This window comes from Actinacidiphila glaucinigra (genome assembly GCF_900188405.1).
Lineage (GTDB): Bacteria > Actinomycetota > Actinomycetes > Streptomycetales > Streptomycetaceae > Actinacidiphila > Actinacidiphila glaucinigra.
Genome location: NZ_FZOF01000001.1, coordinates 68,440 through 88,048 on the forward strand (window position 1 = coordinate 68,440; position 19,609 = coordinate 88,048).

20 protein-coding genes and 3 tRNA genes are annotated in these 19,609 nt (G+C 73.1%); 13 read left to right on the forward strand and 10 right to left on the reverse strand.

Going from position 1 to position 19,609, the window contains the following annotated elements; translation table 11 throughout:
• Window positions 1-17: 17 nt before the first annotated feature.
• Complete coding sequence (locus CHF15_RS00335) at window positions 18-1,319, forward strand: RNA polymerase sigma factor (RefSeq protein ID WP_245938606.1); 1,302 nt, start codon at window positions 18-20, stop codon at window positions 1,317-1,319.
• Window positions 1,320-1,379: 60 nt separating this feature from the next.
• Here the strand turns inward: CHF15_RS00335 and CHF15_RS00340 are convergent, their stop codons facing one another.
• From CHF15_RS00340 to CHF15_RS00355, 4 genes are all read right to left on the reverse strand, one after another.
• On the reverse strand, window positions 1,380-3,335 hold the full coding sequence (locus tag CHF15_RS00340) for an ABC transporter ATP-binding protein (RefSeq protein WP_322975656.1): 1,956 nt from the start codon (window positions 3,333-3,335) through the stop codon (window positions 1,380-1,382).
• Window positions 3,332-5,080, reverse strand: coding sequence for an ABC transporter ATP-binding protein (locus CHF15_RS00345; RefSeq protein ID WP_089221538.1), 1,749 nt, complete (start codon window positions 5,078-5,080; stop codon window positions 3,332-3,334). Before CHF15_RS00345 ends, CHF15_RS00340 begins: the two co-directional genes overlap by 4 nt.
• 69 nt (window positions 5,081-5,149) lie before the next feature.
• Window positions 5,150-6,604, reverse strand: a complete 1,455-nt coding sequence (locus CHF15_RS00350; protein ID WP_089221539.1) for an FGGY family carbohydrate kinase — start codon at window positions 6,602-6,604, stop codon at window positions 5,150-5,152.
• An 86-nt stretch (window positions 6,605-6,690) separates the two neighbouring features.
• Window positions 6,691-6,990, reverse strand: a complete 300-nt coding sequence (locus tag CHF15_RS00355) for a hypothetical protein (RefSeq protein ID WP_018556692.1) — start codon at window positions 6,988-6,990, stop codon at window positions 6,691-6,693.
• Window positions 6,991-7,167: 177 nt separating this feature from the next.
• Here CHF15_RS00355 and CHF15_RS00360 point away from each other — a divergent pair.
• From CHF15_RS00360 to CHF15_RS00370, 3 genes are all read left to right on the forward strand, one after another.
• A tRNA-Asn gene (locus CHF15_RS00360) sits at window positions 7,168-7,240 on the forward strand.
• Window positions 7,241-7,254: 14 nt separating this feature from the next.
• Window positions 7,255-7,327, forward strand: a tRNA-Asn gene (locus CHF15_RS00365).
• A gap of 168 nt (window positions 7,328-7,495) precedes the next feature.
• Window positions 7,496-7,569 (forward strand) — tRNA-Ile (locus tag CHF15_RS00370).
• A 211-nt stretch (window positions 7,570-7,780) separates the two neighbouring features.
• On the opposite strand, the gene CHF15_RS00375 is transcribed toward CHF15_RS00370, so the two are convergent.
• Window positions 7,781-7,960 carry a hypothetical protein gene (locus CHF15_RS00375; protein WP_089221540.1) on the reverse strand — a complete coding sequence of 60 codons (180 nt, stop codon included), beginning with the start codon at window positions 7,958-7,960 and terminating at the stop codon, window positions 7,781-7,783.
• Entirely contained in the window at window positions 7,957-8,163 is a 207-nt protein-coding gene (locus tag CHF15_RS00380) for a hypothetical protein (protein ID WP_089221541.1), read from the reverse strand. The genes CHF15_RS00375 and CHF15_RS00380 overlap by 4 nt, the downstream gene beginning before the upstream one ends.
• Before the next feature lie 112 nt (window positions 8,164-8,275).
• Here CHF15_RS00380 and CHF15_RS00385 point away from each other — a divergent pair, with 112 nt between their 5' ends.
• Window positions 8,276-8,524, forward strand: coding sequence for a GntR family transcriptional regulator (locus CHF15_RS00385; protein ID WP_322975657.1), 249 nt, complete (start codon window positions 8,276-8,278; stop codon window positions 8,522-8,524).
• Window positions 8,525-8,667: 143 nt separating this feature from the next.
• Here CHF15_RS00385 and CHF15_RS00390 read toward each other — a convergent pair whose 3' ends face one another.
• Window positions 8,668-9,921 carry a glycoside hydrolase family 88 protein gene (locus tag CHF15_RS00390; RefSeq protein ID WP_089221542.1) on the reverse strand — a complete coding sequence of 418 codons (1,254 nt, stop codon included), beginning with the start codon at window positions 9,919-9,921 and terminating at the stop codon, window positions 8,668-8,670.
• A gap of 422 nt (window positions 9,922-10,343) precedes the next feature.
• Between CHF15_RS00390 and CHF15_RS46550 the strand changes: the two genes are divergently transcribed.
• The 3 genes from CHF15_RS46550 to CHF15_RS00405 all read left to right on the forward strand — a co-directional run bounded on the left by CHF15_RS46550 (window position 10,344) and on the right by CHF15_RS00405 (window position 12,152).
• On the forward strand, window positions 10,344-10,586 hold the full coding sequence (locus CHF15_RS46550) for an alginate lyase family protein (RefSeq protein WP_322975662.1): 243 nt from the start codon (window positions 10,344-10,346) through the stop codon (window positions 10,584-10,586).
• A gap of 249 nt (window positions 10,587-10,835) precedes the next feature.
• A complete protein-coding gene (locus CHF15_RS00400) occupies window positions 10,836-11,216 on the forward strand; it encodes a hypothetical protein (protein ID WP_089221543.1) in 381 nt (126 codons plus the stop codon).
• 21 nt (window positions 11,217-11,237) lie between these two features.
• Window positions 11,238-12,152: an NmrA family NAD(P)-binding protein gene (locus CHF15_RS00405; protein WP_089221544.1), complete on the forward strand. Its 915-nt coding sequence runs from the start codon at window positions 11,238-11,240 to the stop codon at window positions 12,150-12,152.
• A gap of 24 nt (window positions 12,153-12,176) precedes the next feature.
• Here the strand turns inward: CHF15_RS00405 and CHF15_RS00410 are convergent, their stop codons facing one another.
• Together CHF15_RS00410 and CHF15_RS00415 are read right to left on the reverse strand one after the other, a co-directional pair.
• Complete coding sequence (locus tag CHF15_RS00410; RefSeq protein WP_089221545.1) at window positions 12,177-12,785, reverse strand: hypothetical protein; 609 nt, start codon at window positions 12,783-12,785, stop codon at window positions 12,177-12,179.
• The gene (locus tag CHF15_RS00415; RefSeq protein ID WP_089221546.1) at window positions 12,782-14,491 is read right to left on the reverse strand and encodes a PHP domain-containing protein; all 1,710 of its coding nucleotides are present in this window, start codon (window positions 14,489-14,491) and stop codon (window positions 12,782-12,784) included. Before CHF15_RS00415 ends, CHF15_RS00410 begins: the two co-directional genes overlap by 4 nt.
• 447 nt (window positions 14,492-14,938) lie before the next feature.
• On the opposite strand from CHF15_RS00415, the gene CHF15_RS00420 reads away from it, so the two are divergent.
• Both CHF15_RS00420 and CHF15_RS00425 read left to right on the forward strand, forming a co-directional pair.
• Complete coding sequence (locus CHF15_RS00420) at window positions 14,939-15,232, forward strand: hypothetical protein (RefSeq protein ID WP_089221547.1); 294 nt, start codon at window positions 14,939-14,941, stop codon at window positions 15,230-15,232.
• A gap of 79 nt (window positions 15,233-15,311) precedes the next feature.
• The gene (locus CHF15_RS00425) at window positions 15,312-16,553 is read left to right on the forward strand and encodes a cytochrome P450 family protein (RefSeq protein ID WP_245938607.1); all 1,242 of its coding nucleotides are present in this window, start codon (window positions 15,312-15,314) and stop codon (window positions 16,551-16,553) included.
• Between the two features lie 18 nt (window positions 16,554-16,571).
• Here CHF15_RS00425 and CHF15_RS00430 read toward each other — a convergent pair whose 3' ends face one another.
• Window positions 16,572-17,231 (reverse strand): YoaK family protein, encoded by a 660-nt coding sequence (locus CHF15_RS00430; RefSeq protein ID WP_089221548.1) that lies wholly within the window; start codon window positions 17,229-17,231, stop codon window positions 16,572-16,574.
• Window positions 17,232-17,355: 124 nt separating this feature from the next.
• Between CHF15_RS00430 and CHF15_RS00435 the strand changes: the two genes are divergently transcribed.
• From CHF15_RS00435 to CHF15_RS00445, 3 genes are read left to right on the forward strand one after another with little or no spacing between them, the layout of a single operon-like run.
• The gene (locus CHF15_RS00435) at window positions 17,356-18,357 is read left to right on the forward strand and encodes a Dyp-type peroxidase (RefSeq protein WP_089221549.1); all 1,002 of its coding nucleotides are present in this window, start codon (window positions 17,356-17,358) and stop codon (window positions 18,355-18,357) included.
• The gene (locus CHF15_RS00440; protein ID WP_089221550.1) at window positions 18,354-19,154 is read left to right on the forward strand and encodes a family 1 encapsulin nanocompartment shell protein; all 801 of its coding nucleotides are present in this window, start codon (window positions 18,354-18,356) and stop codon (window positions 19,152-19,154) included. Before CHF15_RS00435 ends, CHF15_RS00440 begins: the two co-directional genes overlap by 4 nt.
• A 57-nt stretch (window positions 19,155-19,211) precedes the next feature.
• Complete coding sequence (locus tag CHF15_RS00445; protein WP_089221551.1) at window positions 19,212-19,412, forward strand: hypothetical protein; 201 nt, start codon at window positions 19,212-19,214, stop codon at window positions 19,410-19,412.
• The last annotated feature ends 197 nt before the right edge of the window (window positions 19,413-19,609 follow it).

A 19,609-nucleotide genomic window follows, 5' to 3' on the forward strand; every position in this document is an offset into this window, starting at 1 on the left:
ACGCCACACTGGGGGCGGTGCAAGAGTCCTCGGAGCGCGGACTGCCGAGCGGTGTCGATGGTGACGCCACCGCGGTACCGCTGACGGCGAACTCCCGGACGGGCCGCGGCGAGGGCGCCGTGACCGTTCCGGCGGCGCGCGTCTCCGAGCCCGTGGCTGCGCTCACCGTGGAGGTCGCTCCCGTGCACATCCAGACCCTGAGGCCCCCGGCGGCCCCTGCCGACGACCTGCTGGAGCGCGTGCCGGAGCAGAACCACGCGGCCGTGCACCCCGAGGAACCGGCCGGGGAACCCGACGAGGCGGAGGCGCAGGCGCGCGCCGAGGCCGCGGCCGAGGCGGGCTCCGACCCCGACCCCGAGTCCGATCCCGACCCGGGACCGGTACGGCGGGCCGCCGACGAGGTCGCCGGCCCGTCCGCCGACCTGTTCCGCCAGTACCTGCGCGAGATCGGCCGGATTCCGCTGCTCACCGCCGAGGAGGAGGTCGAGCTCGCCCGGCGCGTCGAGGCGGGCCTCTTCGCCGAGGAGAAGCTGAACGGCACCCAGGACCCCGACTCACGGCTCGCCGTCGACCTCGACCGGCTGGTCGTGCTCGGCCGGATGGCCAAGCGCCGCCTGATCGAGGCCAATCTGCGCCTGGTCGTCTCCGTCGCCAAGCGCTACGTGGGCCGCGGTCTGACGATGCTGGACCTGGTGCAGGAGGGCAACCTCGGGCTGATCCGCGCCGTGGAGAAGTTCGACTACGCCCGGGGCTACAAGTTCTCGACCTACGCGACCTGGTGGATCCGCCAGGCCATGAGCCGCGCCCTGGCCGACCAGGCCCGCACGATCCGGGTCCCGGTGCACGTCGTGGAGCTGATCAACCGCGTCGTCCGAGTCCAGCGCCGCCTGCTGCAGGAACGCGGTTACGAGCCCACCACCGAGGAGGTGGGCGCCCACCTGGAGATCTCCCCGGAGCGGGTGAGCGAGGTGCTGCGCCTGGCGCAGGAACCGGTGAGCCTGCACGCCCCGGTGGGCGAGGAGGAGGACGTCGCCCTCGGCGACCTCATCGAGGACGGCGACGCCGCCTCGCCCGTGGAGTCCGCGTCCTTCCTGCTGCTGCGCGAGCACCTGGAGGCGGTGCTGTCCACCCTCGGCGAGCGCGAGCGCAAGGTCGTCCAGCTGCGCTACGGCCTGGCCGACGGGCGCCCGCGCACCCTGGAGGAGATCGGCCGGATCTTCGGCGTCACCCGTGAGCGCATCCGGCAGATCGAGTCCAAGACCCTCAACAAGCTGCGCGACCACGCCTTCGCCGACCAGTTGCGCGGCTACCTCGACTGAGGACGCGGGAGCCCCCGCCGGCCGGGCCGGCGGGGGCTCGTGTCGCGGTGGCGCCGACGGTCAGTCGACCTCCGCCACCGCCTGCGCGAACTGCGCCGCGTACAGCCGGGCGTAGGCACCGTCCTTGGTCAGCAGCTCCTCGTGGGTGCCCTGTTCGACGATGTCGCCGCTCTCCATCACCAGGATGACGTCCGCGTCGCGGATCGTGGACAGCCGGTGCGCGATGACGAAGCTGGTCCGCCCGTGGCTGAGTTGCGCCATGGCCCGCTGGATCAGCACCTCGGTGCGGGTGTCGACCGAGCTGGTGGCCTCGTCCAGGACGAGGATCACCGGGTCGGACAGGAACGCCCGCGCGATGGTGATCAGCTGCTTCTCGCCGGCGCTGACGCCGGTGCCCTCGTCGTCGATGACGGTGTCGTACCCGTCGGGCAGGGTCCGGATGAAGCGGTCCGCGTGCGCGGCGCGCGCGGCCTCCTCGATCTGCTCGCGGGTGGCTCCCTCGGTGCCGTACGCGATGTTCTCCGCGATCGTGCCGCCGAACAGCCAGGTGTCCTGCAGCACCATGCCGATGCAGGAGCGCAGCTCCTCGCGCGGCATGGACGCGATGTCGGTGCCGTCGAGGGTGATCCGGCCGCCGGTGACCTCGTAGAAGCGCATGAGCAGGTTGACCAGGGTGGTCTTGCCCGCGCCCGTGGGGCCGACGATGGCCACCGTGTGGCCCGGCTCGACGGTCAGCGACAGGTCCTCGATCAGGGGCTTCTCCGGCTCGTAGCGGAACGCCACGTCCTCGAAGCGGACCTCGCCGCGCCGCACCTTGCGCAGCCCCGGCGTTTTCGGCTCCGGGCTCTGCTCCTGTGCGTCGAGCAGTTCGAAGACCCGCTCGGCGGAGGCGACCCCGGACTGCACCAGGTTGGACATGCTCGCCACCTGGGTCAGCGGCTGGCTGAACTGCCGGCTGTACTGGATGAAGGCCTGGACGTCGCCGATGGACAGCGCGCCGCTCGCCACCCGGAGGCCGCCCACCACGGCGACCAGGATGTAGTTGATGTTCCCGATGAACATCATCGCGGGCTGGATGACGCCTGAGATGAACTGCGCCCGGAAGCCCGACTGGTAGAGCGCCTCGTTCTGCTCGCGGAAGGCCTCCGCGGACTCCTCCTGGCGGCCGAAGACCTTCACCAGGGTGTGCCCGGTGTACATCTCCTCGATGTGCGCGTTGAGCTTGCCGGTGGTCCGCCACTGCTGCACGAACTGCGGCTGGGCCCGCTTGCCCACCGCCGTGGCGACGAACACCGACAGCGGCACGGTCACCAGTGCCACCAGCGCGAGCAGCCAGGAGATCGAGAACATCATCACCAGCACGCCGACGATCGACAGCAGCGCGAAGATGATCTGCCCCATCGTCTGCTGCAGCGTCTGGCCGATGTTGTCGATGTCGTTGGTGGCCCGGCTCAGCACCTCGCCGCGCGCCTGCCGGTCGAAGTACGACAGCGGCAGCCGGGACAGCTTCGCCTCGACGTCCTGGCGCAGCCGGAACACGGTGCGCTGGATGACCGTCGTGGCGAGCCGGCCCTGGACGATCGCGAAGACCGCGGCGCCCGCGTAGATCGCGAGGGCGGTCAGCAGCACGTGGCCCACGGCGTCGAAGTCGATCCCGGCGCCGGGGGTGAAGTCGGCGGACTGCAGCAGGTCGGCGAGCGTGTCGTTGCCCTGCTGCCGCAGGTGCTCGATCGCTCCGGCCTTGTCGGTGCCCGCGGGCAGCGAACGGCCGAGGACCCCGGCGAAGATCAGGTCGGTGGCCTTGCCGAGGATCCTCGGGCCGATGACGTTGAGGGTGACGCCCAGCGTCGTGCAGGCCAGCATGGCGACGACCAGGGCGCGTTCGGGACGCATCAGCCCCAGCAGGCGCTTGCCGGAGCCCTTGAAGTCCATGGACCGCTCGGTGGGCTGGCCGCCCATGAACCGCATCGGCCCCGCCGTGGGTGCGGGCCCCCTGCGGGGCGCGGGGACGCTCATGCCGCCTCCTGCTCGGTGAGCTGGGAGAGCACGATCTCCCGGTACGTGGGATTGCCGTCCATCAGTTCGCGGTGGGTGCCGGTGCCCACCACGCGGCCCTCGTCGAGGACCACGATCCGGTCGGCGTCTCGGATGGTGCTGACCCGCTGCGCGACGATCACGACCGTCGCGTCCGCCGTCTCCCGGCCCAGCGCCCGGCGCAGCGCGGCGTCGGTGGCGTAGTCCAGCGCGGAGAAGGAGTCGTCGAAGAGGTAGATGCCGGGCTTGCGCACCAGGGCCCGCGCGATGGCGAGGCGCTGGCGCTGGCCGCCGGAGACGTTGGTGCCGCCCTGCGCGATCGGGGCGTCGAGCCCGGAGCCGCCGTCCTCCTGCGCGAGCCGTTCCACGAAGTCCCGGGCCTGCGCGATCTCCAGGGCGTGCCACAGGTCCTCGTCGGTGGCCTCGGGGTTGCCGTAGCGCAGGTTGGAGGCGACCGTCCCGGAGAACAGGTACGGCTTCTGCGGGACCAGGGCGACCGTCTCGGCCAGCTGCACCGCGTCCAGTTCGCGGACGTCCGTGCCGTCGATCAGCACCCGGCCTCCGGTGGCGTCGAACAGCCGCGGCACCAGCCCGAGCAGGGTCGTCTTGCCGCTGCCGGTGGAGCCGATCACCGCCGTGGTCTCACCGGGCCGGGCGATCAGGTCGACACCGCGCAGCACCTCGGCCTCGGCCCCGGGGTACGCGAAGTCCGCGGCGCGCAGTTCCAGCTCGCCGCGCCGTGCCGGCAGCCGCACCGGCGCGGCGGGCGGGACGACGCTGGGGTCGGTGCCGAGCACCTCCTCGATGCGCTCGGCGCACACCTCGGCGCGCGGCACCATCATCACCATGAAGGTGGCCATCATGATCGACATCAGGATCTGCATCAGGTAGCTGATGAAGGCGGTCAGCGCGCCGATCTGCATGCCGCCGCTGTCGATCCGGTGGGCGCCGAACCACAGCACGGCCACGCTCGTGACGTTCACGACGGCCATCGCGACCGGGAACATCAGCGTCATCATCCGCCCGGCGCGCAGCGCGACGTCCGTCAGGTCGTCGTTGGCCTTGCGGAAACGGTCCTGCTCGAAGTCGTCCTTGACGAAGGCGCGGATGACCCGGATGCCGGTGATCTGCTCGCGCAGCACCCGGTTCACCGTGTCGAGCCGCTCCTGCATGGAGCGGAAGAGCGGCCGCAGACTGCGCACCAGCAGCAGCACCAGCACGCCCAGCACCGGCACCACCGCCAGCAGCAGCGAGGACAGCGGCACGTCCTGGCCGAGGGCCATGATGATGCCGCCGAAGCACATGATCGGTGCCGAGACCATCAGCGTGAAGGTCATCAGCACCAGCATCTGGACCTGCTGGACGTCGTTGGTCGTACGCGTGATCAGCGAGGGGGCGCCGAACTGCCCGACCTCGCGCGAGGAGAAGCGCTGCACCCGGTCGAAGACCGAGGCGCGGATGTCCCGGCCGACGGCCATCGAGGTGCGGGCCCCGTGGTAGGTGGCGCCCACCGAGCAGGCGAGCTGGACCAGGGTCACGGCGAGCATGACGCCGCCGATCCTGAGGATGTAGCCCGTGTCCCCCTTCACGACGCCTTCGTCGATGATGTCGGCGTTCAGGGTGGGCAGGTAGAGCATGGCGAGGGTCGCCACGAGCTGCAGTACGACGAGCACGGAGACGGCACGCCTGTAGGGCAGGAGATGGGACCGCAGGAGACGGATCAGCACGACGGATGACCCTATAGTCCGATGGTTGCCGCAGGCACACGGTTTACCGGCTCATGGCCGACATCGGGATCAACCCGGGAACGCCCCCGGATGCGTCTGCTCACGCACCGACACGTACTGCTGCCGCACCGAGTGCCCGATCGGCCCGTCGTCCTCCCCCGGCTCGACCACGGCGTAGTCGGAGGGGTGCCAGTACGGGGGCTGCTCCGGCGAGTCCGTGCCGTTCACCACGCCCAGCGACCACGCCGCCTGCCGGGCCGCGCCCAGCGCCGCGTACTCGCCCGGCGGGGGAACCACGAGCTGCGCGCCCAGCAGCGCCGGGGCCATCGACCGCACGGCGGGCAGGTCGCCCGCCGGGCCCAGCAGGAAGATCCGGCGCACCTCCACCCCGCGCGCCCGCAGCACGTCCAGCGCGTCCGCCAGCCCGCACAGCATCCCCTCGAACGCGGCCCGCGCCAGGTGCTCCGGCTTCATGCTCTCGCGCCGCAGCCCGTGCAGCGTCCCCGCGGTGTGCGGCAGGTCCGGCGTGCGCTCGCCCTCCAGGTAGGGCAGCAGCACCAGGCCGTACGAGCCGGGCGTGGAGCGCATCGCCAGCTCGGACAGGCCGGCCAGGTCGGTGCCGAGCAGCTCGGCGGTGCCGCGCAGCACCCGTACCGCGTTGCGGGTGTGCACCACGGGCAGGTGGCGGCCGGTCGCGTCGGCGAAGGAGGTGATCATGCCCGACGGGTCGCTCAGCGCGTGGTGGTGCACCGCGAAGACCGTCCCCGCCGCGCCCAGCGACACCACCGCGTCCCCGGGGCCGACGCCCAGGCCGAGCGCGGCCGCCATGTTGTCCCCGGTGCCGGCCGAGATCAGCAGCCCCTCCGGGGTCCGGCCGGCCGGCTCGGCGGGGGCCAGCACCTCGGGCAGCTGCACCGGATGGCCGAGGGCCAGCTCCACGATGTCCGTACGCCACCGGCCGGTCGCCGCCGACCAGTAGCCCGTGCCCGAGGCGTCGCCCCGGTCCGTCGTACGCCGCTGGGGGCGGCCCATCAGCTGCCACACCAGCCAGTCGTGCGGCAGCAGTACATGGGCCGTGCGCTGCGCCGAGGCGGGTTCGTGCCGGGCCATCCAGCGCAGCTTCGCCACCGGGTACGCGGCCTGCGGCACCGCCCCGACCGCCTCGGCCCAGGCACCGGGACCGCCCAGCTCCTCGGTCAGGTCGGCGGCCTGGATCTGCGCCCGCTTGTCGTTCCACAGCAGTGCGGGCCGCACCAGCGCCCCGCCGGCGTCCAGCGCCAGCATCCCGTGCTGCTGTCCGGAGACCCCGATGGCCTCCACGCCCTCGAGCATCCCGCCCTTGGCGGCCTCGCCCAGCGACAGCAGCCACGCCTCGGGGTCGACCTCGGTCGGCGTCCCGGCGCCCTCGCCGCCCGGCAGCGGGTGCGGGGCGTGCGTCTGCCGGAGCACGGCCCCGCTCCCGGTGTCGCACACGACCACCGTCGTGCCGGTGCCCGAGCTGTCGATCCCCGCCACAATCCCCATGCGGGCATCATGCCGCACCCGGCGCGTACGGCGGAAAACCGGGCACTCGCACCCGCACTCGCGTTCGTCCGCGCCGCGCCGCGGCGTCAGGTGTTGCTGGTGCCCCAGTCGTCCTCGCCGGCGGAGCCGTTGCCGCGCACCCGGCGCAGCCGCTCCGCGACCGCCGGCGGCAGCCGGTCCCCGACCTTGGCGGTCACCACGTCCACGGCCTTCACGGCCGCCCCGCGCCCCGCCTGTCCCGCCGACTCCACGCTGTTCCGTACCGCCGGGTTCTGCGCGATGCGCTGCGCGCTCTTGCGCAGCTGCTCGTACCGCTCGCGGCCGGCCCGCGCCCCGAGCACGTACCCGACGGCGACCCCGCTGATGAACGTCAGCCGGTAGCGCATGGCTCCACCCTCTCCTCGTCTCGGGGCTGTGCTTCGCGCCTACCCGCCGTGGCCTGCGGACAACCACGGAGATACCGGTTGGCGGAGCACCCCCCACCTTGCGCTAATGTATGTGTCGCAGCGAGCGCACGCCGTCCGGGATGCCGGAAACGGGTGCATTCGGTGCAAGCGGAGCGATCCCCTGTAGCTCAATTGGCAGAGCAGCCGGCTGTTAACCGGCAGGTTACTGGTTCGAGTCCAGTCGGGGGAGCTCGCGCTCCTCTATCCCCTGTAGCTCAATTGGCAGAGCAGCCGGCTGTTAACCGGCAGGTTACTGGTTCGAGTCCAGTCGGGGGAGCAGCGGTCAAGGACCCCCTCGGGGGTCCTTTTTCGTGCCCCGGGGAACCGATCACCCGGTGATCGCAGTCCACCAGGTGGTGCGTCTGTGACCCGCGAGGGCGACAGATCGTATGAGCAGCTATGCTGCGGCAGACGGCGTGCACGGGATGGTGACGGCACGCCGTACGGGGCGGTAGCTCAGCCGGTTAGAGCAGCGGACTCATAATCCGTCGGTCGTGGGTTCGAGTCCCACCCGCCCCACCGAGGGCCGCGGGCCCGCAGGTTCGGGACCCGCAGCGAGATAACGAACGAAGCCCCTCCGGGTCACCCGGAGGGGCTTCATTGGTCGTTAGGCGGGCCGCTGTCGCTTGGAGTTGCCGGTGGGCCGCGCCCGACGCGCCGTCATCCCGGCAGGCTCTCGCCGGACATGAGGTGGCCCCGTCGGGCGGTGAGAGGGCGAGGGCCCCGGCCGTCAGCGGGGGCCGGTGTGGAGCGGGGCGGGCGCCCGCGCGATGCAGGCCTCGGCGTCGGCGCAGAGGACCAGGATGCCGCCCGGGCCGGAGCCGGTCTCGACGAGGCGGGAGACGGCGTCCTCGGTGTACCTCTGGCAGCGGGCGCAGGTGCCCGTGACGCGGTCGTCGGCGGCGCTCATCGCGGGCCCTTCCGGTGGCATCCGCAGCCGCAGCGCGGGGTGACGACGATGCCGGGGGAGCCGGGCAGGGTGTAGTCGGCGTCGCGCCTGCAGTCGTGGTGCAGGTCCTCGTAGCCCGGGCGCCCGGCCAGTTCGCAGTGTTCCGACAGGGCGGTCGCCTCGGCGGCTGCCCCTCGGGCGCGCGTGTCGGTGCCGTGCGGCATGTCGACCCCTTCCGGTCGGGCTTTCTCCTGCCACAATAGCCCTAGTGCTGGGTAGTACACCCCCTTATTCTACCGATCGCCGGTGCATACGGTGCATGCCTACCGTGCACTCGTGATCGACGAATGGGCCGAGGACCGGCCGAAGTGGGAGCAGATCGCCGACGTGATCCGGCAGCGGATCGCTGACGGCACCTACCCGCCGCGGTCCCGCGTGCCGTCCGTGCAGCAACTCGTCGCCGACACCGGAGTCGCCGTCGACACCGCGCAGAAGGTTCTCGCGAACCTGCGGGAAGAGGGCGCGATCTACACGGTGCGCGGCCTGGGCAGCTTCGTCGCGGAGCTGCCGGCGCCGGAAGCCTGATGGGCCGCAAGCGGGCCCCGCAGGCGGTCTGCACCGAAGTGTGGCGGGCCGGAGCCCGTCGGTCCTGAACGTACGAGAGAGCCCCCTGTCCGACACGTCATGTGCCGGACAGGGGGCGCTTCATGTCGCCGCGCGACGGGGCGTCACACCGTGGAGAGGTCGATCGCCCGGTCGGTGTCCGCGGGGCGCAGGACGCGGAGGATGCCCTCCAGGAGGTAGTAGTCGGCGTAGGGGACCGAGACCTCCACGCCGTCCTCGGCGGGGCGGTTGCGGGTGCAGCGGGCGACGACGGCCTGGGCGCGGGCGGAGCGGGTCGTCAGGCAGGTGCGGGACAGGGCGAGGAGCAGGCGCAGCGCGCTGTCGCGGTAGCGGGCCGTGCCGGTGGCCGCCGCGAGGTCGAGCAGGCCGCAGGCCATGACCGCGCCGGCCGAGGCGTCCTTGACGTCGTTCGGCTGCTGCGGGGCGAGGTAGTCCCAGACCGGTACGTGATCGGGCGTCAGCGCCCCGAGCGCGAAGTCGGCGAGCCTGCGGGCGGTGGCGAGGAACTGCGGGTCGCCGGTGCGGCGGAACATCGTGGTGAAGCCGTAGACGCCCCAGGCCTGGCCGCGGGACCAGCAGGAGTCGGGGCTGTAGCCCTGCACGGTGTTCGGGCCCACGGGGGCGCCGGTGGCAGGGTCGAAGTCGAAGGCGTGCGGGGTGGAGCCGTCGGGGCGCAGGAAGTGGCGCTGGGTGGTCCGCGCGTGCGCGACGGCGATGTCGAGGTAGGCCGTGTCCCCGGTCTGCCGGGCGGCGAAGGCCAGCAGGTCGAGGTTCATCATCGTGTCCATGATCACCCGGCCCGCGTTGTCCGGGCTGCCGAGCGCGCCCCAGGCCCGGATGAAGCGGCCCGCCGTGTTGTACCGCTTGCGCAGGGTGGACGCCGCCTGCAGTGCGCCGTCGCGCCACTTGGGGTCTCCGGTGAGACGCCAAGCGGTCACCCAGGACGGGTAGAAGAGGAAGCCGAGGTCGTGCGTGCCGGTGTCGGTGCGCCGGGGCGCCAGCCGTTCCGCGGCGGCGAGGGCCAGGGAGCGGAACTGCGCGTCGCCGCTGTGCAGCCAGGCCATCCAGAGCGTGCCGGGCCAGAAGCCGCCGACCCAGTCGCCGCCCGCGGAGTAGGTCCACTTCTCGAACTTCGTGATGACGGGGAACGAGGTCACGCCCGGTGCCACCGTGCGCAGTTTCGCCACGGCGTAGTCCGCCGCCTCGCGCAGCGTGCGGGTGGTCTCGGCCGGGTCGTCGGCGTACGTGGCGAACGAGCCGGTCCCGCCGGCCGCAGCTCGTGCCGGGGGTGTGAGCGCGGTGGTCGCCGCGGCCGCGCCGGCGGCGGTGGTCAGCAGATGGCGCCGGGAGATGCCCATGGGTGCCTGCCATTCGGTGTGGGGGGCGGTGCACGAGGAGGCCGCAGTCAGCGTGGCATGGCTATGACATCTCTGTACACCTATGTAGCGTCGATTCCTGTACGTGAACCCTGGCATCGGTGCGTTTGGCTGGAGAGACGCTCTTGACGCCCCAACGGCACCACCCTTGGATTCCGATTACGCGTTCCTGGAGCCGTGCTCTGTTCACGTACGCAAACCACGCGCCGAGCACGCCGCCCGCATCCTGCGCACCTGGTTCGTGGACCCGGCGACGCGGATGAACCCGAACCGGAGCAACGCCCAGGCCATGCCGTGCCGTTACTACGGCAGGGCCATCGGCATCGTCGACTTCTCCCGGGAGAACGGCTTCCACGACTGGCTGGCGGCTGATCGCCCCTCAGATCGCCGCCGACGGCAGCCGGCTGCAGGACCTCGCGCGGACCCGCAGCCGGCATTGCTCCACCTTCAACCCGGTGGCCTTCACCCGGCCCGCCGCCGTCGGCGACGACGTCGGGGTCGATCTGCGGCGCCACACGGGACCGGACGGCGCGTCACTGCGGCGGGCCGTCGGCTTCCTGCCGCCGGCCGCCGGCCGCCACCGGCGCCGCGCCCTGGCCCCACCCCGAGCCGGACCTCCACGCCTGCGCCGCCTCCGACCACGGTGACCGGGACGGCATCGCGGGCTGAACAGGGACGGCCGGGCCCGGTTCCGCTCCGGATGCGCCATCCGGGTGACTGTGATGTGCTGGGTCTGTCGATGACGGCCCGGCACCCGCGGGTGCCCCGGGCCCCGGCTATCCCGCCCCTCCCCAGGGGGCCGGTGATCCGCGCTCCCTCGCAGGCACCGTCGTGTGCCCGGTGCCTCGGGAGCGCCGGCACCGGCCGATCCGACCACCCGACCCGAGGCGGATCCCATGGCTCTCTCGAAGAAGCTCGCCGCAGGAACGGCCGCCGCGCTCGCGGCGGGTGCCCTGGCCTTCGGCGGCACCGGTACGGCCCTCGCCGACGACGGCTGCCACGGCGGGGACGCCCAGGGCGGTTCGCCGTCGCACTGCCTGCCCGGCGGATCGCAATGGTCCGCGGCGGACGTCCAGGAGGCGCTGCAGTCCTTCCTGCAGGCCCATCCGGACATCGCCGCCGATCCCCATGTGCAGGCCTTCGCCGCACTCGCCACGCAGTGGCTGGAGGCGCATCCCGGGATGACGGCCGACCAGTTGACGGCGGCGCTGGGGCCGGTCGTCTCCTGCCTGGAGGCGGGCGGCGCACCGGAGTCCTGCGTGACGCCGCCCTCCTGACGGAACCGGCGGAGCGGCCCGATGACGTCCGACAGCCCGATGATCCTCGTGACCGGCGCCGCCGGGAGCGTGGGAGCGGTCGGGCACATCACCGTCGAGTTGCTGAGGGAACGCGGCCTCCCCGTCCGCGCCTTCGTCCACCGGGAGGACGAGCGGGCCGAGCAGTTGCGGGCCACCGGGGCGGAGGTCTTCGCCGGCGACCTGACCAGGACCGCTGACGTCGCGCGGGCCTCGGAGGGCTGCGGCCGGATGTACTTCGGGATGGGCGTGTCGGCGCAGTACCTGCAGGGCGCCGCGACGACGGCGGCCGTGGCCCGCGCCCACGGGGGCCTCGACGTCCTGGTCAACATGTCGCAGATGACGGTCTCCCAGATGGACCTCACCAGCACCACCGAGTCGAAGCAGCAGTGGCAGCAGTGGCTGGCGGAGCAGGTCATGGACTGGTCCGGGGTCCCGGTCTGCCACATCCGGCCGACGGTCTTCATGGAGAACCCGCTCTTCCTCGGGCTCGGCTTCCGCTCGATCGCCCGGGACGGCACGATCCGCCTGCCGTTCGGCGACGGGCGGACCTCGCCCGTCCTGGCCCGCGACGTCGCCGAGGTGGTCACGGCCGTGCTGGCGGACCCGGCGCCGCACGTCGGCCGGGTCCACGAGCTGACCGGGGCGGAGTCCCGCGACATGACCGCGATCGCCGCCGAGTTCACCGAGGCGCTGGGGCGGAAGGTCCGCTACGTCGACGTGCCGTACGAGGAGTGGACGGGGGAGCTGGACGCCCTGGGGCTCCCCGACCACGTACGGCAGCACATCGCCACCATGGCCCGCCTCCACGCCGCGAACCGCTACGACCGCGCGACCGACGACATCGGGGAGATCCTGGGCAGACCGGCCTCCGGCATACCGGAGTTGGTCCGCGAGCACCCGGAGGTCTTCGGCTGACACCTCCCGCCGCCGCCGGAGCCGTCAGTGGTCCGCGCAGCAGGGCGTCGGGTTGGGCACCTCGAACGGGGCGAGACGTCCGCCGGCCGCGGGGACCAGCGGCAGGACGAGTTCGCCCGCGCGCCACTCGGGGCGGACATGGCCGCTGGTGAGGATCTCCGCGGACGGCCCGGGCGGCTCGTCCGCGGGGGAGCCGAGCACGACCAGCCGGGTGATCGGGGTGCCGGCCAGGAGTTCGGCGACGGTGACCGTGCCGGTGAGTCCGTCGGCGCCCGGGTAGACCACCGCCCGGCCCCCGGTGCGTGCCGCGGCCTCGGCGGCGGCACCGGCCGCCGCCTCGGCCAGGGCGGCCGGGCCGTGGCGGCGGCCGGCCAGGAAGACACCCAGCGGTGCGGCGCCCTCCGCCCCGGCCCCCCGCGCCTGCGTGAGCGCGTGCCACGCCGCCTCGGCGGCGGCGGGGTCCGCCGCCGTCAGGGAGACCGCCGTGTGCGGATCGCCGCCGCGGACGAAGTGCGTGCACGCGACGGTGCCCGCGGGGAGGCCGAGCCGGCCCACCAGGTGGTGGACCAGGTGGTCGGCCTTCCTCAGACCGGGGGAACCGGCGTCGACGCCGAGGACCGGGGGCGTTGTCACGCGGGCAGCACCCAGATCGGGTTGGAGTAGAACCACAGGTCCTTCCACGGGTCGGCGTCGCCCAGGACGTCGATCGCGGGACCGGCCGGGTCCACGGCGGCACCGTTGACGCCGACGGCGCCGCGGTTGCCGTCCGTACCGCGCAGGCGGACGTAGAGCGGCTTGTCGACGCGGCCCAGGGAGTAGGTCAGCCGTACCGACCCGGTCGAGCGGCCCACCTCGAAGGACTTCACGACCTTGGTGTCCGGGGTGGCGAAGGCGTCCTTGTCGGAGACCCGGCCGGTGACAGCGCCGCGGATGACGTCCAAGCGGGCCAGCTTCGGCACGAACTGCGCCCAGTTGGGGCCGTTCGCCAGGTCGATGTCGACGACGAGGTCGACCTTGTCGCCGCGGCGGACCCGCAGCATGCCGCCGAGCGTCTGCTCGCGGCCGCCGGAGCGCAGACGGGCGTCGAGGCCGCTGATCAGCCCGCCGTGGTCGACCCAGACGCGTCCCTCGCGGATGGCGTCCATGACCGCGTGGTACGAGAAGCCGTCGGCCCCGACGTGGGTGCGGCTGTACTGGCCGGGCCAGAAGTCGCCGTCGGTCAGGCTGAGGCCGCCGCCGTAGACCGGGTCGTCGTAGTGGCCCTGGGTGGCGAAGTCGCCGCCGCCGCGGACCGCGGTGTCGGCGTACACGTTGTGCGCGTCGGAGTTGGCGGTGATCCACCACGGCTTGCCCTCGGCGAGGAGGCTGTCCCACAGACCGCCGACGGTCGCGGTCATCCAGTCGAAGCCGCCCCAGGTGCGGTAGCTCTCCAGCGGGTAGCCGGGCCACGACTGGGCGCTCGGGCTGCTGTCGTAGAAGCCGCGGCCCGAACCGGGGCCCTGCGGCGCGGGCAGGCCGGCCGCCTGGTGGCCGGGCGCGCCCTCCATGCCGACCGCGATGGCGGGCTGGGCGTCGCGCCAGGCACGGATCTCGTGCGGGGAGTCCAGGCCCTTGCGCGCCGGGTGGTTGGCCAGGAACAGCGCGTCCTGCACCTTCTTGCGGCGGACGGCGTCGGCCAGGAAGTCCAGACCCGCGATGGCCAGCGCCTCGTTGGCGGGGGTGGGCGCGGTGGCGCCCTTGACCGAGCCGTCGAAGGAGTTCTCGAACTCCTTGAGCACGGCGACCTCGTTGCGGCCGGGGTGGACGAAGACCGTGCCGTGCTCGGCGGCCGGGATGTTCCACTCCAGGCCCTGGAAGACCAGGGTGTCGGAGATCTCGTCGCGGGCCGCGACGATCTGCGGGTTGACCTTCTCCACACCGATCTTGGCGTGCTGCTCGCTGCCGTGGTCGGTGATGACCATCCAGTCCAGGCCGTTCGCGTTCGCGTGGCGGACGTGGTCGATGACGCGGTACTTGGCGTCGGAGCTGAACTGGGTGTGGATGTGGTGGTCGCCGGCGAGCCACAGGTAGCGACCCGAGTTCGTCCCGCCGTGCCCCGGGTGCCCGTGCGAGGAGGAGCCGTGGGCGGCGGCCTGGCCGGCACCGGCGAGCACGCTGCCCGCGGCCAGCCCGGCGCCGAGCAGTCCGGTGCGGCGCAGCATGGAACGCCGGGACAGCTGGCTCGGCGTCAGTTCCCCGTCCGGGACGGAGAGGTCCAGCGCGGGCGGCAGGGACTCCGTGCCGTCGCCGTGGTGGTGTCCGTGGGTGTGGTCGTGTCCGTGCTGGTGGCCGTGGCCCATGATCCGCTCCTTGCCCTCCGGGAGGGCGCCGGTCCGCGCTGATTGGGGCGTGCGTCAGGAGAGCCTGCGGAGGCCGGATGAACGTCCCGGGCCACGGAGGTGGACACCACCGGGACGCGACATGTGGTCTGGGGCAAGCGGAACGGAGCCGATCACTCCACCGCGGCGTGGCACCGGTCGACGGCCGGGCCGGCGTGGAGCCTTGCGGGGGACGGCAGTTGGGCGTGCGGGCCGATGGCGCGGGGGCGTGGCGCCGGCCGATGCGCCGCCGCTGCCGGCGCGGAGCCCGGGGCCGCCGGGCCCTCGGGGCGGTGGCGCGGCCGCCGCCGGGCCGGTTTCACCCGTGGGACACCGGCTGCCGCCAGGCCGTTCACCGGGCGTTCCCTCGCCCGTCCGGCATCCGCGTCATCCTTGCGCCTCCGTTCCGACGCGATCAAGGAAACCCGCATGGCCCAGCTGCCCGATCTCCTGCCCGATTCCGCCGTGAAGCCCGACAGATGGGCCCAGTTCCGGGGACTTTCCCCGTGGCAGGCCGGGGGCACGGTCCTTCCGCTGGTGCTGATCGTCGTCGGCGGACTCCTCGGCGGACTCGCCGGCGGAGCGGCCACCATGATCAACCTGAAGATCGCCCGTTCCGGCTTGTCCTCCGCGATGCAGGCGCTCGCCATGGTGGGTGTCGTCCTCGCCGCCGCCATCGCCTACCTCGTGGCCGCCGCTCTCCTCTCCGCGGCGCTCGGCTAGGGGCCCGTCGAAGGGCCCGCCGAAGCGGCCGCAGGGGCGAAGGGACGAAGCGCCACGAGCCGGCTCTTAGGGTGGGGTCATGGCCACCTCGACCCCACCGAACGCCGCACCGAACGCCGCACCGGACGCAACGCCGCCCGGCCGGAGCCCCGTTGACCCCGCCGAGCTGATCGCCGACCCCTACGGGGCGTACGGCAGGCTCCGCGAGGCCGGTCCCGTCCACCGCGTCACCGGTACCGACGGGCGTCCCGCCTGGGTGGTGACGCGGTACGAGGACGTGCGCCAGGCGCTCGGCGACCCGCTGCTGTCCCTGGACAAGCGCAACGCCCTGCCCGGCAACTACTCCGGGTTCGCGCTGCCCCCCGCCCTCGACGCCAACCTGCTGAACATGGACCCGCCGGACCACACCCGCATCCGGCGCCTGGTGTCGCAGGCCTTCACCCCGCGCCGTGTCGCGGACCTGCGCGAGCCGGTCCGCCGTACCGCCGCCGAACTCCTGGACGCCGTCGCCCCCGACGGCCGCGCGGACCTGATCGCCGCCTACGCCGCACCGCTGCCCATCCGGGTGATCTGCGACCTGCTCGGTGTGGCCCCCGGCGACCGCCGCGACTTCCGGGGCTGGACGGACGCCCTGGTCGCGCCGGACCCGCAGCGCCCCTCCGCGGCGAAGGAGGCGGTCGGCGCGATGCTCGCGTACTTCGGGCAGCTCATCGCGCGCAAGCGCGCCCACCCCGAGGACGACCTGCTCTCGGCGATGATCGCCGCCCGCGACGACGGCGACCGGCTCAGCGAGGACGAGCTGATGTCGCTGACCTTCCTCGTCCTGTTCGCGGGGTACGAGAACACCGTGCAGCTCATCGGCAACGCCGTCCTGGCGCTGCTGACGCACCCCGGGCAACTGGCGGCGCTGCGTGCCGAGCCGGGCAGGACCGCGGCGGCGGTCGAGGAGCTGACCCGCTGGGACGGTCCGGCGCCGCTGGCCATCCGGCGCTTCCCCCTGGAGGACGTCACCATCGGCGGCGTCACGGTCCCCGCCGGGGAGACGGTGCTGCTGTCGCTGGCCGCGGCCAACCGCGACCCCGCCCGCTTCCCCGAGCCCGACCGGCTCGACCTCGGCCGCTCCGACACCGCGCACCTCGGCCTCGGACACGGCATCCACTACTGCCTCGGCGCGCCCCTGGCCCGGCTGGAGACCGAGATCGCGCTCGACGAGCTGCTCACCCGCCTCCCCGGGCTCGCCCTCGACGCCGACCCCGCGGAGCTGCGGTGGCGCGCCTCGATGCGCACCCGCGGCCTGATCGCCCTCCCGGTCCGCTTCTGAGGCGCGGTACGGGCCGGGTCACCGGCGGGCGGCGACGGTCGCCGCCGCGGCCACCGCCAGCGCGCACCCGGTGGCCGCGGCGAGTGCGGCGGGCGGTGTCACCAGGAGCACGAGGAGGCCCCCGGCGAGGGCGCCGCACACCAGGGCTGCGACGCTCAGCGCCTGGCGTACGGCGACCCGCCGGTCGTGCGCCGCGGTGCCGGTGTCGCCGAGCAGCCCGACCAGGGTGCGGGTCATCACGGTCGTGGTCAGGCCGGCGATGCCGACGCGGCCGGCCATGGCGTTCTGGATGCCCATCGCCGCCGCGCAGACCACCACCAGCACGCGCCGCGGCCCGTCCAGCGCGTGCAGCACCGTGGCCGAGGCGAGCAGTGCGGTCTCGCACAGCGCGGCCGCGCTCACCAGCGCGACCGGGGGGCTCAGCCGGGACAGCGCCGCCCGGCAGAAGAGGATGCCCACCGCGAAGCCGCCGAGGGCCACCAGCGAGGTGACGACGGAGAACTCGGGCGCCCCGGCGAGGCCCAGGCTGACGAAGACCAGGTTGCCCGTCATGTTCGCCACGAAGACATGGCCGAGGCTGAGGATGCTCACGGCGTCGACCAGCCCGCTGAGCACGGTGAGGACCAGCAGCAGCACGGTCAGCAGGCGCCGCCGTTCCCCTTCCGGGCAACCGCTCATGTCCAGCCGCCTTCCCCAGGGGTTCGGTGCCGCTCCTGGTCAGGATGCACCGGACCGGGCCCCGGAGCAGACTTGAGCGTGTCCGCCCGGACCCGGGCGCGCCCCGACACGAAGGAGCGTGGTGATGGCGGAACCGCTGCCGCAGCCGGTGCTCAGCCCTCTCACCACGTCCGCGATCTTCCTGGTCGTGACGGTCGACCCCGGCGGGGAGTCCGTTGTCCGCGATCTGCTGGAGGACCTGTCCGGACTGCAGCGCTCGGTCGGCTTCGGCACCCCGGACGGGCGGCTCAGCTGCGTCGCGGGAGTGGGGTCGAACGTGTGGGGCCGCCTCTTCGGCGGGCCGCGCCCCGCCGAGCTGCACCCCTTCGTCGAGCTGACCGGGGCCCGCCACCAGGCGCCCGCCACCCCGGGCGACCTGCTCTTTCACATCCGCGCCGGCCGGCTGGACCTGTGCTTCGCGCTGGCCTCCCTCGTGATGGACCGGCTGCGCGGCCATGTCACGGTCCGTGACGAGGTGCACGGCTTCAAGTACCTCGACATCCGCGACCTGCTGGGGTTCGTCGACGGCACCGAGAACCCGGTGGGTCCCGAGGCGACCGAGGCGGTCCTGACCGGCGACGAGGACCCGGACTTCGCGGGCGGCAGCTATGTGATCGTGCAGAAGTACGTGCACGACCTCGACACCTGGAACGCCCTGCCCGTGGAGGCGCAGGAACGGGTGATCGGCCGCAGCAAGCTGGGCAACGTCGAGATGGACGACGAGGTGAAGCCGGCCGACTCCCACGTCGCCCTGACCACGATCGTCGAACCGGACGGCACCGAACGGCAGATCCTCCGCGACAACATGCCCTTCGGCCGCGTGGGCACCGCCGAGTTCGGGACGTACTTCATCGGCTACGCCCGGACCCCCGAGGTCACCGAGCGGATGCTGCGCAACATGTTCCTCGGCGACGGGCAGGCGAGCCACGACCGGATCCTGGACTTCTCCCGGGCCGTGACCGGCTCGCTGTTCTTCGTGCCCTCCGCCGACTTCCTGGACGACCTTCCCGATCCCCCCGCCGTCGCGGCCGTCCCGGCCGCGAAGTCGCTGGGGATCGGCGACCTGAGGAAGACCGTCACATCATGAACAACCTGCACCGGGAACTCGCCCCGATCTCCGAAGCCGCCTGGGCCGACCTGGAGGAGGAGGCGCGGCGCACCTTCGAGCGCCATGTCGCCGCCCGCCGGATCGTCGACGTGCCCGAGGCCGCCGGGCCCGCGTTCGCCGGGGTGAACACCGGCCACCTGGACCCGGTCGAGGCGCCCCACGAGGACGTCCTCGCCCGCGTGCGCCGCGCGCAGCCGGTCGTCGAGCTGCGCGTGCCCTTCACGGTCGACCGCCGTGAGGTCGACCTCGTGGAGCGCGGTGCCCAGGACGCCGACTGGCAGCCCGTGAAGGACGCCGCCCGGCGCATCGCGTTCACCGAGGACCGGGCGGTGTTCGAGGGGTACGCGGCGGCCGGCATCGCCGGCATCCGCGCGAGCGCGTCGAACCCGCCGCTGGGCCTTCCTGGGGACGTGCGCGACTACCCCGACGCCGTCAGCCAGGCCATCTCGGCGCTGCGCCTCGCGGGCGTCGGCGGCCCGTACACGCTCGCGCTGAGCGCCGACGCGTACACCGCCGTCAACGAGACCTCCCACTACGGCTACCCGGTCCACGCGCACCTCGCCCGGCTCCTCGACGGGGAGATCGTGTGGGCGCCCGCCATCGACGGGGCGTTCCTGCTCTCCACCCGGGGCGGCGACTTCGAGCTGCGGATCGGCGAGGACGTGTCCATCGGCTACCTGTCGCACGACGACACCAGTGTGCGGCTGTACTTCCAGGAGACCCTCACCTTCCTGGTGCACACGGCGGAGGCGGCGGTCGCGCTCACGGCCGCGTGAGGGGCAGCGCGTGACGGCTGACGGGTGACGGGCGCCCGGGACGGGTATTCGCCCGTTATGACCGGAAAACACAGGAAGACCTCGCTCTGGCCGCACCGCTCCCAGGCCAGGACCGGCGGCCCCGCCCGCCACGCCGCCCCGCAGGGCGAGGACGGCCGCGGCGGTGAGCGCGTCCCGGAGGACCTCCCGCCGGCCCACGCCCCGGTGGTGCCCGGCACCCATGTGGACGGCACGGAGGCGCCCCACCACCGCGCGTGAGGGCGGCGCCTCGAACACGTGCAGGTGACGGGCCGCAACGTGCCCCGCCGACTGCGGACGTCCGGCCGGCGCACGGGGTCCGGAAAGGGCCGCTGACGGTCCCTCACGAAGTGTGCCCCCGTCCGGGTGGAGCGGGACGGGAGGGCGTGACACGCTCCGTCACCGCGGGGACCGATTGTGTGATTATTCGGCCCGCT

Excerpts from the sequence above, each read along its gene's own strand:
- CHF15_RS00375 (WP_089221540.1), bottom strand. The coding sequence starts at position 7,960 with ATGAGCGCCGCCGACGACCGCGTCACGGGCACCTGCGCCCGCTGCCAG.
- CHF15_RS00380 (WP_089221541.1), bottom strand. The coding sequence starts at position 8,163 with ATGCCGCACGGCACCGACACGCGCGCCCGAGGGGCAGCCGCCGAGGCG.
- CHF15_RS00340 (WP_322975656.1), bottom strand. The coding sequence starts at position 3,335 with ATGAGCGTCCCCGCGCCCCGCAGGGGGCCCGCACCCACGGCGGGGCCG.
- CHF15_RS00430 (WP_089221548.1), bottom strand. The coding sequence starts at position 17,231 with ATGAGCGGTTGCCCGGAAGGGGAACGGCGGCGCCTGCTGACCGTGCTG.
- CHF15_RS00445 (WP_089221551.1), top strand. The coding sequence starts at position 19,212 with ATGACCGGAAAACACAGGAAGACCTCGCTCTGGCCGCACCGCTCCCAG.
- CHF15_RS00390 (WP_089221542.1), bottom strand. The coding sequence starts at position 9,921 with ATGGGCATCTCCCGGCGCCATCTGCTGACCACCGCCGCCGGCGCGGCC.
- CHF15_RS00400 (WP_089221543.1), top strand. The coding sequence starts at position 10,836 with ATGGCTCTCTCGAAGAAGCTCGCCGCAGGAACGGCCGCCGCGCTCGCG.
- CHF15_RS00355 (WP_018556692.1), bottom strand. The coding sequence starts at position 6,990 with ATGCGCTACCGGCTGACGTTCATCAGCGGGGTCGCCGTCGGGTACGTG.
- CHF15_RS00405 (WP_089221544.1), top strand. The coding sequence starts at position 11,238 with ATGACGTCCGACAGCCCGATGATCCTCGTGACCGGCGCCGCCGGGAGC.
- CHF15_RS00420 (WP_089221547.1), top strand. The coding sequence starts at position 14,939 with ATGGCCCAGCTGCCCGATCTCCTGCCCGATTCCGCCGTGAAGCCCGAC.
- CHF15_RS00350 (WP_089221539.1), bottom strand. The coding sequence starts at position 6,604 with ATGGGGATTGTGGCGGGGATCGACAGCTCGGGCACCGGCACGACGGTG.
- CHF15_RS00440 (WP_089221550.1), top strand. The coding sequence starts at position 18,354 with ATGAACAACCTGCACCGGGAACTCGCCCCGATCTCCGAAGCCGCCTGG.
- CHF15_RS00435 (WP_089221549.1), top strand. The coding sequence starts at position 17,356 with ATGGCGGAACCGCTGCCGCAGCCGGTGCTCAGCCCTCTCACCACGTCC.
- CHF15_RS00415 (WP_089221546.1), bottom strand. The coding sequence starts at position 14,491 with ATGGGCCACGGCCACCAGCACGGACACGACCACACCCACGGACACCAC.
- CHF15_RS00425 (WP_245938607.1), top strand. The coding sequence starts at position 15,312 with ATGGCCACCTCGACCCCACCGAACGCCGCACCGAACGCCGCACCGGAC.